4 protein-coding genes are annotated in these 16,540 nt (G+C 64.9%); all 4 read left to right on the forward strand.

Going from position 1 to position 16,540, the window contains the following annotated elements; all coding sequences use genetic code 11:
* Positions 1-242 precede the first annotated feature (242 nt).
* Genes AVL61_RS03210 through AVL61_RS03225 form a run of 4 tightly spaced genes read left to right on the forward strand, consistent with a single transcriptional unit; the run spans position 243 to position 16,482 of the window.
* The gene (locus AVL61_RS03210) at positions 243-3,164 is read left to right on the forward strand and encodes an SNF2-related protein (RefSeq protein ID WP_197412625.1); all 2,922 of its coding nucleotides are present in this window, start codon (positions 243-245) and stop codon (positions 3,162-3,164) included.
* Position 3,165: 1 nt separating this feature from the next.
* Positions 3,166-7,851: an Eco57I restriction-modification methylase domain-containing protein gene (locus AVL61_RS03215; protein ID WP_058872907.1), complete on the forward strand. Its 4,686-nt coding sequence runs from the start codon at positions 3,166-3,168 to the stop codon at positions 7,849-7,851.
* Positions 7,844-14,230: a DEAD/DEAH box helicase gene (locus AVL61_RS03220; protein ID WP_058872908.1), complete on the forward strand. Its 6,387-nt coding sequence runs from the start codon at positions 7,844-7,846 to the stop codon at positions 14,228-14,230. Before AVL61_RS03215 ends, AVL61_RS03220 begins: the two co-directional genes overlap by 8 nt.
* A complete protein-coding gene (locus tag AVL61_RS03225; protein WP_058872909.1) occupies positions 14,230-16,482 on the forward strand; it encodes a 3'-5' exonuclease in 2,253 nt (750 codons plus the stop codon). Before AVL61_RS03220 ends, AVL61_RS03225 begins: the two co-directional genes overlap by 1 nt.
* Positions 16,483-16,540 lie beyond the last annotated feature (58 nt).

Here is a 16,540-nt window from a genome sequence, read left to right on the forward strand (position 1 = left end):
AAGGTCCCGAGAGGTGGATGCTGGAAATCAACGTAACCTACGTCTCAGTAGCAACCCTTGTGCGGCGGGTAACAAATGTAAAAACAACGGTGTTCAGGCAACCCTCGAGCCGGAGGCCTGGAGTGGGGCCTGCGAAGTGGCCAGGAACTTGCCAGCTCATGAGACGCCGTGGAGCCTTCCCCCGAGGTCGAGCGTTAGGTTAGGACCTACGCCTGACACACCGCACCCCCCTGCGAGGATCGATGACCATCACCCCCGAAAAGACCCAGTCCGCCCCCATGGTCCCGGGCGTCATCGTAGTGATCCGTGACGAGGAGTGGATGGTCACCAAGACCGAGCAATCCGAGGACGGCTGGCTCGTCCACGTGCGGGGGCTCAGCGAGCTGGTCAAGGACACCACCGCGGTTTTCTACGACGCCCTGGACGACATCGAGGTCATGGACCCCACCCAGGCCCCTGTGGTCGCGGACAGCAGCCCGCACTACCGCAAGGCCCGACTGTGGATCGAGTCCACTCTGCGCAAGACCCCGTTGCCCCTCTATGACCCGCACCTCGAAGTGTCCATGAGGATGCTCGCCGATTCGCTGGAGTACCAGCGCGCTGCGGTGAAGAAGGCCCTGGACACCGACAATCTCCGGCCCCGGATGCTCATCGCCGACGCCGTGGGCCTCGGTAAGACGCTCGAGATCGGCATGATCCTCTCCGAGCTCGCCCGGCGCGGCCGCGGCGACCGCATCCTCGTGGTCACGCCCCGCCACGTCCTGGAACAGATGCAGCACGAACTGTGGTGCCGCTTCGCCCTGCCCTTCGTACGGCTCGACTCCGTCGGCATCCAGCGGGTGCGGCAGAAGCTGCCGGCCACGCGCAATCCGTTCACCTACTACAAGCGAGCGATCATCTCGATCGACACCCTCAAGTCGGCCCGGTACAAGGCCCATCTGGAAAAGGTCCGCTGGGACGCCGTCGTCATCGACGAGTCCCACAACGTGACCAACGCGGCCACGCAGAACAACGAGCTGGCCCGCATCCTGGCGCCGAACACTGAGACGCTGATCCTCGCCTCGGCAACCCCGCACAACGGCGACGGCAAGTCCTTCGCCGAACTGCTGCGCTTGCTCGACCCCACGGTGGTGCGCCCGGACGGGACATTCAACACCGAGGACGTCGACCGGCTCATTGTTCGCCGTCACCGGCACAGCCCCGAGGTGGCCCGGGAAGTAGGCGCCGACTGGGCCGAGCGCAAGGAGCCACAGAACCTCCACGTCCCGGCCTCGCCGGAGGAGGACGCCGTCGCCCAGGAACTGGCCGACACGTGGCTGTACCCGCTCAGCGGGACGTCCCCCTCCGCCGCGGGTGGCGATCGCAGCCTCTTCCCGTGGACCCTCGCCAAGGCATTCCTGTCCTCGCCGGCCGCGCTGGGCGCCACGATAGGCAACCGCCTCAAGAACGCGAAGGGCGACGAGCACGAAGCACTTCAGCGCCTGCAGCAGCTGACGGAGGAGATCACGCCGAAGCGCTCGGCCAAGTACCTCAAGCTTGTCGAGTACCTGAAGGGCATCGGCGTGGCCAAGGGCTCGGACATGCGGGCGGTGGTCTTCTCCGAGCGCGTGGACACTCTCGCCTGGCTGAAGGACCACCTGCCCCAGGACCTCGGGATGCCGGCCAAGAACTTCGAGGTGCTGCACGGTGGTCTCTCCGATGTGGAGCAGCAGCTGGTCATCGACGACTTCAAGCGCGCCGGCTCGGATGTGCGCGTCCTCATCACCGGCGACGTCGCTTCCGAGGGCGTCAACCTGCACGCCCAGTGCCACGAACTGATCCACTACGACATCCCGTGGAGCCTCATCCGCATCGAGCAGCGCAACGGCCGTATCGACCGCTACGGGCAGGAGTTCCGGCCGCAAATCACCACCCTGCTACTGGACCCGGGTCACCCGAAATTCTCCGGGGATTTCCGTGTCTTGACCCGCCTCATGGAGCGCGAGCACGAAGCCCACGCCACCCTGCACGACGTCGCTTCCCTCATGGGTGCCTACTCCGAGGGCAGGGAGGAAACCGCCCTGCGCGAGGTCCTCATGGGAAAAAGGAAGTTCGACGACGTCGTGCGCTCGCCGGAGGAGGTTCAGGCCAAGGCACAGGCTGCCGCCGCGAAGGAGGATAACGAGTTCAGCGACTTCGACGAACTGCTAGAGGTCCTCGGTGAGACCAAGGCCGAGGACGCCGTGCTGGAGACCCAGCCGCGGAGGACCCGTGGCCTCTACGCCAACGAGCTCGCTTACCTGGACGACGCCCTCCGCGAGGCCTTTGTCGCTCCCGAAGAGCCGCCCGCCCGCGGCGGCGTGAACTGGCAAGTGCACCAGAGCCACGGCATCGCCGAGCTGGACCCGCCCGCGGACCTCAAGCAACGGCTGTCCTACCTGCCGCAGAGCTACGTGGCGGACTGCAAGGTAGCCGATCACCTCAAACTCGCGACGACCCCTGACGTGGGCAAGGGCGAGCTGGAGAAGGCCAAACAAGGCAAGTCGACGAGCACGTGGCCGGAGGCCCACTTCCTCGGCCCGCTGCACCCGGTCACCGAGTGGGCCGCCGACCGCGCGCTGTCCTCGATGGCCCGCCAGGAAATCCCGGCCATCCGCGCGGACGTGGAGAACCCCACGGTCCTGCTCATGGGGACGCTCATGAACAAGCGCGGCCAGGTGGTGTCGAGGGCCTTCCTCGCCGCCACCTTCGACATGCCCATGTTCCCGGAGATGGAGACCATCGAGGATCTCAGTGCCTGGCTCCGAGACGTCGGATTTACGGAGAAGGCCGTCAATCCGGGGCCGGTCGCGAACGCAGCCGAGCTGCAGGATCTCATCGCCCCGGCGGTCCGGCACGCCGAGCAGCTGCTAGGCGAGACGACCAAGGTCGCCGCCGAGGACGCGCAGGAGCGCATCGAGCGATGGACGAACCGTGCTGCCTCGTGGAAGCAACTGGCCCTGGAGGGCACGCAGTTCAGTACGGTCAAGCGTCTGACCAACCGGGTGTCCGAGGAAGAAAAGCTTGCAGGCATGCTCGCGCCCGACCAGCGCCTGCTCCGGCCCTTGCTGGTCCTTACCCCTCAGGACACCCCCGTGGCCGAGCCGCAGCAGGAAGCCCCGACCCTGGAACAGGAGACCGCCTGACATGGCAGCGTACGACTCGATCGTGGTGGTGGAGGACTGGATCAGTGAGCACTACCTGACCACGGATTCCACCAAGGCCTCGTTCAAGGCCAAGGTCGCCGACCGCGTCAAGGAGTGGAAGGCCGAGGAGGCCGACGGCCAGGAGACCGTGCGCTCCCGATTCTCGGCTACTCGGACCCGGCTCATCCCCGCGCTGTCTGCCTTCGGGGACGCGGAGGACGCCAAGGACACCGGCCGATCCCTGGAGGAGGCAGCGGCGCCTGCCCACGAACTCGTCCGGACGGTCCTCGACTACCGGGGTCCCACACAGGGGCAAACCTTCACCCGCGGCAGCGGCGAACTGCAGCTGGAGGCGTGGCGCTCGGGGGAGGGCGACGTCGTCGTCCTGGAGGCCCGTCCCGCCGGGTCACTGGAGGACGTCGTCTCCTCGGACTCCCGGCTCCTCGGCACCGTGGCGCAGGACGGCAAACCCGTTCCTCTGTCCACACCCAAGGCGGTCTCAGCGGTCTACGCCGCTGACGAGCCGCCGGCGTTCGTCGCGGTGCAGGCCGGCCGCTGGTTCGTGCTCACCGAGCGCGAGCGCTGGGAAGAGGGACGCTACCTGGCCGTCGACCTCCTGCTGATGGCGGAACGCAACGACACCACGCGCGACGGCGAGGTCGAGCGCGCCCTGGCTGTCACCGCCCGCGAGTCCGTGGTCCAGGCTGCCGACGGCACCGTGTGGTGGAACGAGGTCCTCGAGGACTCTGTCAAGCACACCGTGGGCGTCTCTTCCGAACTGCGCGAGGGCGTCCGGGAGTCCATCGAAATCCTCGCCAACGAGGTCCTCGAGCGCCGCACCGCCCAGGGACTGAGCAACGACGACATCGACGGCCAGGACCTGGCCCGCCAGTCCCTGCGCTATCTGTACCGGATTCTGTTCCTTCTCTACGCCGAGGCGTCTCCGGAGATGGGCGTTCTTCCGGTCGGCGACGAGAACTACACCGAGGGCTATGGTCTTGATCGACTCCGCGAGGTGGTGCTGACGGATCTCGGCACTCCGAAGGCACACCATGGCACGCACCTGTACCAGTCTCTCGACGTCCTGTTCCGGCTGGTCAACAATGGTCACCGGCCGAGGAATCAGCAGGCCGAGGACGACGTCTCTCGCGCTCCAGGGCTGACCTTCAGCAACCTCTCCGCCGACCTCTTCCTGCCCCGCGCCACCGCCCTCATCGACGAGGCGAAACTCGGCAACTTGGCCCTCCAGCAGGTGCTGCAGAAGCTCCTGCTGAGCAAGGAAGGCCGGGGCAAGGACCGCGGCTTCATCTCCTACGCGGAGCTGGGCATCAACCAGCTCGGTTCCGTCTATGAGGGCCTCATGTCCTACACAGGTTTCATCGCCCAGGAAGACCTGCACGAGGTCGCCAAGGACGGCAACGCCACCAAGGGCTCCTGGGTAGTCCCGGTGACACGCTCCCAGGACATCGCCACCAAGGACTTCGTCACCCGTGAGGATCCGATCACCGGGGAGATCACACCCGTGGTGCACCACAAGGGCAGCTTCGTCTTCCGCCTGGCCGGCCGCGAGCGCCAGCAGTCGGCGTCCTACTACACACCCGAGGTCATGACGAAGTTCGTGGTCTCCCAGGCCATCGAGGAGCTCCGGGGGTCCGGGGCCATCACCGACGCGGAGAGCGTGCTCCACCTGTCGGTCTGCGAGCCGGCTCTGGGCTCCGGCGCATTCGCGGTGGAGGCCGTGCGGCAGCTCGCCGATGAGTACCTCACACTCCGCCAGAAGGAGCTGGGTCAGCAGATAGAGCCGGAGGACATGCCCCGAGAGCGGCAAAGGACCAAGGCGTACCTCGCCCTGCACAACGTTTACGGCGTAGACCTCAATGCCACCGCTGTAGAGTTGGCGGAAATTTCCCTGTGGTTGGACACCATGGTGAAGGACCTTAAGGCCCCGTGGTTCGGTCTACACCTGCGCCGCGGCAATTCCCTCATCGGCGCCCGCCGTGCCACCTACAGCGAGAAGCAGGTCCTCTCGAAGAGCTGGCTCAAAGAAACTCCACGTGAAGATCCGCTGAGCGGAATGGCCGCGGCCATGGAGCACGACGACGTCGATCCTGCCGTCGCTGGGCGGATCCACCACTTTCTGCTCCCCGCAGAAGGATGGGGCGCTGCCGCCGAAGCGAAGGACGTCAAGGACCTAGCAGGTCCGGCTCAGTCGGCGCTCAAAGAGTGGCGAAAGTCCGTGCGCACAAAGCTCACCAAAAAAGACGTCGCCCGCCTCCAGGGGCTCGCCCAGCGGGTGGAGCGGCTGTGGCAACTGGTACTGATCCGCCTGCAAATGGCCGAAGAACAGATCCGCCGCGACATCCCGCTGTGGGGACGCGAGTCGGAACGGCTCCCAACGGATGCAGTTACGCGTGAGGAGATTGAGAGTACTTTTGAGGACCCCAATGGCGCCTACCAGCGTCTGCGGCGGGTCATGGACGCTTGGAACGCCCTTTGGTTTTGGCCGCTGAATGATACACCGGTGACTGTGGCCGGCCAAAAAGTCATTCCTCCCAGCGTAGAAGCCTGGCTGGAGACCCTCGAAGGCCTCCTCGGCGTCGAGCAGATGCTGTCTCGAGTCGAAAAAGCCCGTCTTGTCGCAGGGCAAATGCAGATCGGTCGTGACCTCACCTGGGAGGACCTCAACGCAATCGAGGACCTCGACCGTGTGACGGCCAATCTGCGATCCATTTCCAACCTGCGTCAAAACCACCCGTGGCTGGTCGTATGCGAGCGAGTGGCCAAGGACCAAGGCTTTTTTCACTGGGAGTTGGACTTCGCGCCAATTTTCGCCAATGGGCGATTCGATCTGCAAGTGGGGAACCCGCCCTGGGTGCGTCCTGACTGGGATGAAGACATGTTCCACGCTGAGTTCGACCCTTGGTGGCATTTAGTTTCTGTCGCTACGCAAGCAGAGAAGTTCCAAAAGACAACGCAAGCGAACTCCGATATCGTTCACGTTGAATTCCTTCGTAACATGGCCACCGAAATATCAGGAACAAGGGCTTTCCTGACCAGCGTGGCTACCTATTCGATTATTGCGTCCTTGCGTCCTGATCTATACAGGGGATTTATGGAACGCGCATGGCGATCTATGGCTGATGGTGGAGTAGTTGCTTTACTGCACCCCGAGTCTCATTTTACAGAGAAGAAAGCGGGCTTGCTCCGCGCGGAATCCTATCGAAGGCTTCGAAGGCATTGGCAGTTTGTCAATGAATTGTCTTTATTCGATATCCACCACCGCATCACCTACGGGGTTCACGTTTATGGACCCCGACGCCAAGAACCTAGTTTCCTTATGGCCGCCTCCTTATATCATCCTCAAACCGTTGCTCGTTCACTGGTGCACGATGGTTCGGGTGAAGTCCCTGGACTTAAGGATGAAAATAATAGGTGGGATGTCCGGCCGCATAAGGAACGTATTATCCGTGTCGATCCAGGCGAATTGAAAGTTTGGTCTGATGTATTGGGTGAGGATGCTGCTCATTGGGTTCAGGCCCCCATGATATATCCGATGAACCAGTCGAGCGCATCAGTCTTGCGTAAATTGGCCGAAGCGCCGCGCGCGAGAGATCTTGACCTCTACTACTCTTCGGGTTGGAATGAAACTACGGATCGTAAAAATGGATATTTTGACGTCGGTTCTGCAATCCCTGACTCGTGGAATGATGTAATCTTGCAGGGGCCTCATTTTTCTCTTGCTACTCCCTTTTCGAAGCAACCGAATCCTTCAATGAAAAATAACCTGGATTGGTCGGAGGTCGATCTTGAAGCTTTGCCCTCCAAATTCATTCCGCGCACAAGTTTTCAGAGATCTTGTGGCGATCGATATGACAAAGGATATGCGCGCTGGCTAATCAATGGAATGGAATGTCCTTCGAGGAACTTTTTTAGGGTTGCATGGCGTCGCATGGCCGCCATTCCGGGTTGGAGAACCTTGCAAGCAACAGTCATACCCCCAGGGGCAGCTCATGTGGGCACTGTTCTTTCACTAATTTCCTTTCATGAGTCAACGAAGGTCCAAAATCAGGATATTCTTAACATGTGCGGGCAAATGAACAGTTTGCCAATAGATTTCTTGACTCGCGTTGCTCAATTTGGGGACTTGCGCCAACCTGCGATCGATGCCACTCCGCATATAAAAATGCACCCGCTTGCGATGGATGTAGCAAAATTGTCGGCGAGATTAACTTGCCTTAGTGAGGACTACGCTCCGCTGTGGCATTCTGTATTTGACTCCCCTTGGGAATTATCTAGCCCGGTCCGAAAGTCCGAAGAGCGTCGCCAAGCGCTTCTTGAGATTGACGCCATTGTGGCGATTATGCTCGAAATCACAGTTGACGAACTTTGTACTATCTATAGGACACAGTTTCCTGTTCTTCGTAGCTATGAAAGCAAGGATCTTTATGATGCTAACGGCCGCAAGGTGGCCGACCCTGTCGCCAAGCTGTATCGGACGCGTGGGGAAGATCTAAGTAAGGAAGATCGTTCCTGGACGCACCCACAGTCGGGCATGGAATACGTGTTCGAGTTCCCCTTCCGCGTTCTCGACCGGGAGGAAGACATGCGCGCGGCCTACACTCGCTTCGAGAAGCTCCTCGCCGAGCGGCAGGGACGGGGCGAACTCGCTGAGGTGACCAATGGCTGAGTTGCTTCCCAGCCTCGCCGCGCGAAATCTGCAACAGGGACTGACTGATTACCTGTCCACCACGTTCTCCCTGACCGACGTTGAGGCCCGCGCTGAGTTCGAGGAATTCCTTGCCGACGAACAGCATGGGCTGTTCCAAGGGCCGTTTGTGCGAACTCGACTGCCGTTTCAGGCGGCAATCGAGAGGTGGCGGGATTTGCTGGACTGGTTGCCGTCGTGGTTCACGCCCTATGGACACCAGGCGGCGGCGTTCCGGCGGCTCAGCTCAAAGCCGGATGCGGCGTCGTCGTCGGATTTCCGACGACCGGATCCCACGCTCGTGGTGACTGGCACGGGATCGGGGAAGACCGAGGCGTTCCTGATGCCGCTGATCGACCACGTGCTCCGGGCGCAGGCCCGTGGCGTCGAGGGCATCAAGGCGCTGATCCTCTACCCGATGAACGCGCTGGCCAACGACCAGGCCTCCCGGCTGGCCAAGCTGATCGGAGACAACCCCGATCTGGCCGGCGTCCGTGCCGCCCTCTACACGGGGCAGAACGGGCCGAGCCGTACCAAAGTCAGCGGTGACGGCCTCATCACCGACCGTGGAGTGATGCACGATGACCCGCCGGACATCCTGCTGACCAACTACAAGATGCTGGACATGCTCCTGCTCCGCCCCGCGGACGCGGCCATGTGGCAACGCTCCAGCACGTCCCTGCAGTACGTGGTGCTCGATGAGTTCCACACCTACGACGGCGCGCAGGGCACGGACGTCGCCATGCTGCTACGCCGCCTCGGCCTGGCCCTCAAGTCAGGATGGCCGGAGGACCTCACAGGGGCGCCGTACGGGCTCACCGAGGAGGACCGGGAGCGTCCTTTGGGTCGGGTGACGCCCGTGGCCACCTCCGCGACGCTTGGGGCCAAGGGCGAGCCGTCGACCATGCTCGACTTCGCCCGGACGGTCTTCGGGGAGGAGTTTTCGCCCGATGCGGTGGTCACTGAATCACGGGATTCGGTGGAGGAGTGGTGTGCCGGCAGTGCCGCGGTGGGGTCTACCGAGTCGCGGGCTGCCCTCGCCGAGATCGTAGGGCGCATTGAGGAGCTGAACGGAGCCGTAGCCGAGGCCATGGAGGAGGCAGAGAACCCGGTCGAGGCCGTCGTGCCGATCTTGGCGCGCGACGTGTTCGGCCTGGGTGCCGTGGGCACCTCGGCGACCGATCTTCCGCTGGACGCCGTGCGCGCGCACCCACTGGTACGGGCCGTGTTGGAGCACACCCAGGACGCGATTTCCCTCCGGGAGTTGGCCGACAAGATCTTCCCCACTGGCATGGCTCCCCGTCTGAACCGCGAAGAGGTGCAGGAGTTCCTCAGCCACGTCGTCGCGTTCCTCTCCCACCTCCGTTTCCTGCACGAGCGCTCCGCTCCCACGGTCGAGACGCACCTGTGGACCCGCGAGCTGACCCGCGTCGACAAGGCCGTCGACGCGACGTCGCGCTTCCGCTGGGGCGACGACGGCGTGACGGACGCCGCCGAAGACGGCACCGACGCCCAGACGCTGTGGTTGCCGGCGATCTTCTGCCGTCATTGCGGCCGCTCCGGATGGGGCACCGTCCTCAAGCCCACGGGGGAGGACCTCGATGCCGACCTCAGCGGCATCCGCCGTGCGGCCGCCCACGACGATCCCCGCTTCCGCCCACTCATCTACGCGCCGATCGAGGCCCAGCGCGCGTCGACGGCGTCGTCAGACGCGGGACCGGGGGAGGAGCAGCTGCCCGGACTGCGGTGGTTCGACGCGCGCAACCGGACCCTGCTCGTCGAAGCCCCCGACCCGGACAGCGAAGCGGTCCTCAACGGTGAGATCCTGCCGGTGCTGACGCTTGCCGGCCCTGACGTCGACGACGATGCCAAGGACGACGTATGTCCCGTGTGCCTGACCCGGGACAGCATCCGCTTCCTCGGCTCGGCCGTGGCGACGATGCTTTCGGTGACCATTTCCAATCTCTTCAGCGCTGCGGGACTGGACGCGGCAGAGAAGAAGGCGCTCGTCTTCACGGACAGCGTTCAAGACGCCGCTCATCGAGCGGGGTTTGTCCAGGCTCGCTCGCACGTGCTGACCCTGCGGACGGCGTTGCACAGGGCGCTGGACGAGGGAACCACCACGCTCCAGGAGTTGGTGGACAGGCTCGTGCAGCAGGCCGGCGACGCCGGCGAGCGCTACCAGCTCATTCCCCCGGTGCTCGCGGACCGGAAAGAATTCAAGGACTTCTGGGAGAAGCCGAAACCGCCCCCACGTGCGCGACGGCGCGTCCTCGACCGGCTGCTCTTCGACGCGGCCCTCGAGTTCGGCCTTCAGTCCCGCATCGGCCGGACGCTCGAACTGACCGGTGCCGTGAGCGCTGAGACGGACGCCGAGGGCAGCCCCGCTGTCCTCCTCAGCATCGCCCGGAAGGCGTACGAGTCCACCGCCACCCAGCAGTTCCTTGAGGCTCAGGAAGTCTCCGACGCGGCCCTACTGCAATGGGCTCGCGGCACGCTCGAGCGCATCCGCGTTCAGGGGGGTATCCATCACGGCTGGCTGAACAAGTACATCCAGGAGGACGGCAATCGCTGGTCCCTGTGGGGTGGACGCAATCGCAGCGTCGGCATGCCGGCATTCCCCGCCGGTCGTCCAGCGCCGTCCTTTCCGCGGGTCGGCAAGACCCAGGGCAAGGACCAGGCGTTCGACGCTGTCACCACGAGCCGGTCCTGGTACGCCCGGTGGGCCTCCCGGACACTGGGTGTCCCGGCCGCCGACGGCGCGTTCCTGGCCAAGAACCTGCTCGCCGAACTGCACACGGAGCTGATCCTCCAAGCGTCCACCACCAAGAACGGCGCCACGGTCTACTCCATCCCACCGGGCCGCGTCCTGCTGCGTTCCACGGAATCGCCGCGACACCTGGTGTGCGAGGTGTGCCGCGTGCAGACGCCCGGCTCTGACACGGTGGTGGATCAGCTGGACGGCGCGCCGTGCCTGCAGAACACCTGCCCCGGCACCTTGGAGGCGCAGGAGATTGAGCCGAACTACTACCGGAACCTCTACAGTTCCTCGGACCTGCGCCGTGTCGTCGCCCGAGAGCACACCTCCCTGCTCAAGGACGAGAAGCGGCTGGCCTACGAGGACCACTTCAGGAACTCCGCCGATCACCCCGATGCCCCCAACGTCCTGGTGGCCACACCGACCCTGGAGATGGGCATCGACATCGGGGACCTGTCCTGCGTGATGCTCGCGTCCCTGCCGACCTCTGTCTCCTCGTACATCCAGCGCGTGGGGCGTGCCGGTCGACTGACCGGCAACGCCCTGATCCTCGCATTCGTGCGCGGCCGTGGACAGCACCTGCCCAAACTCCACGACCCCTTGTCCGTGATCAACGGCGACGTCCGCCCGCCGGCGACCTACCTCAACGCCGAGGAGATCCTCCGGCGGCAGTACCTCGCTCGGCTCGCCGACCTTCTGGCCCTGGACCTGCAGGCGCCGCACCCCAGCAGGCCCACCGATGTGTTCTCCGAGAGCGACACCAGCTTCCTCACCGCCCTGGCACGGCTCGCCGACGAGAGTTCGGCCGAATTGCTCCCGGAGTTCCTGGCCGCTTTCAGCCCGTTGCTGAGCGAGGAGGCCGCGCGGGGTCTCCAGGACTGGACCGAGCCGGACGAAACCGGCTGCAGTCCGCTGCGCCACCGACTCCTCGACGCGCTCCGCAGGTGGACCCGCGACCGGGACGAGCTGCGCCACCGCAAGCAACGCATCGAGGAATCCCTCGACGAGCTGCGGGAGGTGGCGGCAAGACCGACGGCGACGGACGAGGAGGTCCGGGCGCTGCGTTCCGCGGAGGCGGCGCTGCGTCGGGTCCGGGGGCAGCTCAGCGACCACGAGGTCAAGGAGTACTGGATCTCGGCCATGGAGCGCTACGGTCTGCTGCCGAACTACACGCTCGTCGACGACTCCGTGAGCCTGGACGTGGGCGTCTCCTGGCAGGACCCGGACACCATGGAGTTCAACAGTGACCGGCTCGAGTACCGCCGTGGAGCCGCCTCGGCATTGACGGAGCTGGCCCCCGGATCGACCTTTTACGCCCAGGGCCTCGAGGTCCTCATCGATGCTGTGGACCTGGGGCCGGAGCAGTCTCGCGTCGTCCGTTGGCAGCTCTGTCCGGCCTGCGGGTGGGTCAACGAGCGTGTAAGTGAAGGTGTGCGCGTCTCCAACTGTGCACGTTGCCAGACTCCGGACATCGCCGACACGAGCCAGGACCTCAGCGTGGTCCCGCTGGCCAAAGTGTCGGCTGAGGTTCGGCGGGACGAGGCAACCATCAATGACACCGTCGACCAGCGCCGCACGGCCGTCTACAGCGTCGCCGCGCTCGCCGACGTGGTCGAGAAGAACGTGGCCAGCCGCTGGTTCGTGGAGCAGAACGGCTTCGGCGTGGAGAGCCTGCGTTCCGTGGACCTCCGCTGGCTCAACATGGGCCGCGGGGACAAGAAGGGGCTCGAGCGCTACGTCGCCGGCCGGCCGTTCCGGGCGCCGCTGTTCCGGGTCTGCGAGTACTGCGGCAAGCTCGACAACGCCACCCGACGCAACTCCCGCTCCGAGCACCGGGCCTGGTGCGTCCACGCGACTGCGGCGGAGGAGCAGACGCTGACCGTGGCCCTGGGTCGCCAACTCACCACGCAGGGTGTGCTGCTGTTCCTGCCGGACTACATCACGGCTGCCGACAGCACCTCGCTGCCCAGCCTCACCTCGGCCTTGCTCATGGGCGTCCGCACTGTGCTGGGTGGGGAGCCGGACCACCTCGACATCGTGCCCGTGAGCGTCGGCACCAGCGACGGTCCGCGCGACGGTCTGCTGCTGCACGACACCGTCCCCGGCGGCACCGGTTACCTGGCCGGCTTCGCATCCCAGGAGAAGGTGTGGGACCTGCTGGAGACCGCGTGGCAAACCGTGCGGGACTGCCCCTGTCGGCTCGAGAACCGGCTGGCCTGCCACCGGTGCCTGCTGCCCTTCACCCGCCCGTGGGAGATGGACAGGACCTCCCGGGCCACCGCTGAACGTCAGCTCCTGCAGCTGCTGGCCGCGACCGACCGGGTCAGCGAGCTCTCCGGCGAACCTCGGCTCGGGGACTGGACAGTTCAGCACGCCCGTCTCAAAACCCCGGAGACCGAGTCCCACTTGGAAGTCCGGTTCCGCGAGGCCCTCGCCAAGCGGCTGGCGACGATGGGCGTGTCCGTCCAGCGGACGCCCGGGATGTACGGGGACATGCTGACGTTCGCGTTCTCCGGCAGCCCACACACCTGGACCCTCGAAGCGCAGAAGCTGCTCCCGCAGGCGGGGACCCGCCCGGATTTCGTGCTATCGACCGCCGACTTCAACATCCCGGACGTTGCCATCTACACGGACGGCTATGCCTTCCACGCCACAGCAGCGCACAATCGCGTGGCCGACGACAGCCAGAAACGCCAGGCGTTGCGGGAGCACGGGATCATCTCGTGGGCCGTGACCGACCAGGACCTGAATCGGTTCGAGGACGACGCCGCCGAGGATCCAGAACCGGAGTGGTTCCGGGCTCAGCTCACTCCCAAGCTGATGCAGGACTACACGCTCGTGCCGGACGTGGTGCGAGCCGTTCCGCGCAATGCCGTGGACCGGCTCCTCAGCTGGATCCGGCACCCGGTACGGAAGGACTGGGCGGCGCTCGCCGACGTCGTGGGCCTGCACTTGCTGTCGAAGCCGGTGAAGACCGACCGGGAACGGCGGTTGTCCTGGGGCCGGGAACTGCTGGGCGAACCGGCGGCTCCTGCACCGGAAGGTCTTGATGTCGCATGGGCGTGGACGCACGGAGCAGTGTCGGCCGTGTTCACTGGGTCCCCGAAGAACCCCTCTGGCATCACTGCGGACCTCGTCCTCGACGACACCAGCACGGGCTTGGCCCAGCCCTCCCAGCACGAGGATTGGCAGATGTGGCTGCACCTGTCCACGCTGTTGGCTTTCAAAACCTCGGGCCTCACCGTGACCACGGCGTTTCTGGTTGATGCGCAGGCGCCCACGGCCCCGCCGTCGTCGTTCCCGGACATCGCACTCACCCCCGAGTGGCAAGACGTGCTGAAGGACGCGCTGGACGAGGAGAAGGAATTGTTGGAACCGCTGGCCGCCGTTGACGCAATTGGAGTTCCCGAGCTCGGTTACGAACTCTCCGGGGAACCGATCGACATTGCTTGGCCGGACCTCCAGATCGGTGTCCTTCTCGATGCGGAGGACGGCGATGCACGCATGGCGGTCCTCGAAGCTGAAGGGTGGACCGTCGTCGAACCCACGGTCGAAAGCGTGAAAGCTGCTGTGGCCCCGCACCTTGTGAAGGACAACGCCTGATGCCCACCATCACGATGATGAAGAGCAAGCAGAAGATCGACGGCTCGCTCAAGAAGAAGGTCTTCGACATGCTGACGAAGATCACCGATGACGACACCACCGCCGGTCTACATGTGGAGCCCGTGAAGAACGCAGTCGATCACCGCGTCCGCACGGCGCGCGTGGACATCAATCACCGGGCCATCCTGTTCAAGGAGACCGTCGAGGATGACACCCACTACATCTACGTGGGCACCTGGCCACACGATGACGCCTACGTCGAGGCGTCTCGAAAGCGTCTGCAGGTGAACCCGATCAACGGTGTGCTCGAGGTGCTCAATGAGTCGCCGGTGCCCTCTGAATCGAAGAACCTGCCAAAGCCCCTGTTCACGCCACCGAAGAAGGGGCCCTCGGAGTCGTCGGGGACCCCGGAGCCGCCCGCGACTCCGGTGTTCGTCAATCCGATCGGGGCTGCCGGGCATACAGTGGACTCGCTCTACGAAAAGCTCGGCTTGGATCGCCGAGTGACCGGCGCTGTTCTCGCCGCTCGGTCGGAGGCCGAGCTGGATACCGCGACCGAGGATGCGCCGGCGTGGCAGCAGGACGCGCTGCTGGGCCTGCGGGCGGGCATGTCCGTCGACGACGTCAAGGACGAACTCCAGTTGGGCACGGTGCCCGACAAAGAGAAGGACCTGCCCGAGAGCGAGCGCTTCAAGAAGTCCTTCGACAAGCCCGCCACGAAGATGCAGTTCACCTACGTCGGCGAGGACGCGGAGGCGCTCAAGGACATCATCGAGAACAGTTCCTTCGACGCGTGGCGTACGTTTCTCCATCCCAGCCAGCAACGGTACGTCGACAAACATTGGAACGGGCCGTTCCGGCTTTCGGGCGGCGCCGGTACGGGCAAGACCGTGGTAGTACTGCACCGGACACGGGCCCTCGCCCTGGCGAACCCTGCAGCGCGCGTCGTCGTGACCACCTACACGAAGGGCCTCGCGGCGTCGTTGGACGACCAGCTCCGGCTACTGGATCCCGACCTGCCCCGTGCCGAGCGGCTGGGAGAGCCGGGCGTCTGGGTCACGGGCATCGATGCCCTCGGCGCGCAGATCGTGAAGTCCGCCTCGCCGACCGAGCTCGCCTCTGCAGGGCTCGCGATCCTGGACTCCTCGGACGTGAGACTGGAGGGCCGTACGGACGGCCGCCAGCAGTGGAACGAAGCACTCTCCGTCACGCAGCACGCGCTAGACGCGGACATCGCCAACCCCACGTTCCTGGGCGAGGAGTACGAGGCGATCGTGCTTGCCAACTCCATCATCACGAAGGCCGACTACCTCCGCGTGTCGCGGGCCGGCCGAGGCACAGCCCTCAACCGGACCCGCCGCCTGGACGTCTGGAACGTGGTGGAGGCGTTCCGGGCGATCTGCCGCCGGCAGGCCACAGCCACCTATGCCGAGGTCGAGGCGCTCGCCGCCGCGGTCCTCGGTTCCCGGATCAGGCCCGGCGTGGCGGACCACGTGGTGGTCGACGAGGCCCAGGACTTCAACGCCGGTCACTGGCTGCTGCTGCGTGCCGCGGCCCCTGTGGGGCCGGACGACCTGTTCATCGCCGAGGACTCCCACCAGCGGATCTACGGACAGCGGATCCCGCTGTCCCGCTTTGGGATCAAGATTGTCGGCCGGTCCCGCCGGTTGACGCTGAACTACCGGACGACCGCGGAGAACCTGCACTACGCCGTGGGCATCCTATCCGGCGATGCCTACCGGGACATCGAGGGCGATGAGGAGTCGACGACCGTCTACCGGTCTCTGCGCTCGGGTCCGGTCCCGACTATCGAGCAGGGTAGGTCGTTCGCCGACGAGCTGGACACCGCGGCAAAGGCCATCTCTCGCTGGCAGGGCGCCTCCGAGGAGGCGACCATCGGCATCCTGGCGCGTTCGAGGCACGATGCCTCCCGCATCGTCGAGGGCCTCAACGAGCGCGGTATCCCGTCCCGGACAAGTACGAGTACCGCAGCCAAGAACGCCAAGGACCAAGGAACGCCTCTGGTGATGACCATGCACGGAGCCAAGGGCATGGAGTTCAGCCACGTGATCCTCATGGGCGTCGGGGCCAAGTCAATCCCCCAGGCGGCTGCGCTGACCTCCCTCGCCGAGGCCGAGCGCCAAGACGTGCTGCAACGGGAACGGTCGCTGCTCTACGTGGCGGCCAGCCGGGCGCGGGACGAGTTGGTGGTGACGTACAGCGGGGAACCATCAGAATTTCTGGCGGCATGAGCGCGCCGCTCCCTTGAAGAATGGTCGAAGTGCGTGTCGCAGAAGAGGCACCGCCACG

Source organism: Kocuria rosea subsp. polaris (assembly GCF_001483755.1).
GTDB classification, from domain to species: domain Bacteria; phylum Actinomycetota; class Actinomycetes; order Actinomycetales; family Micrococcaceae; genus Kocuria; species Kocuria cellulosilytica.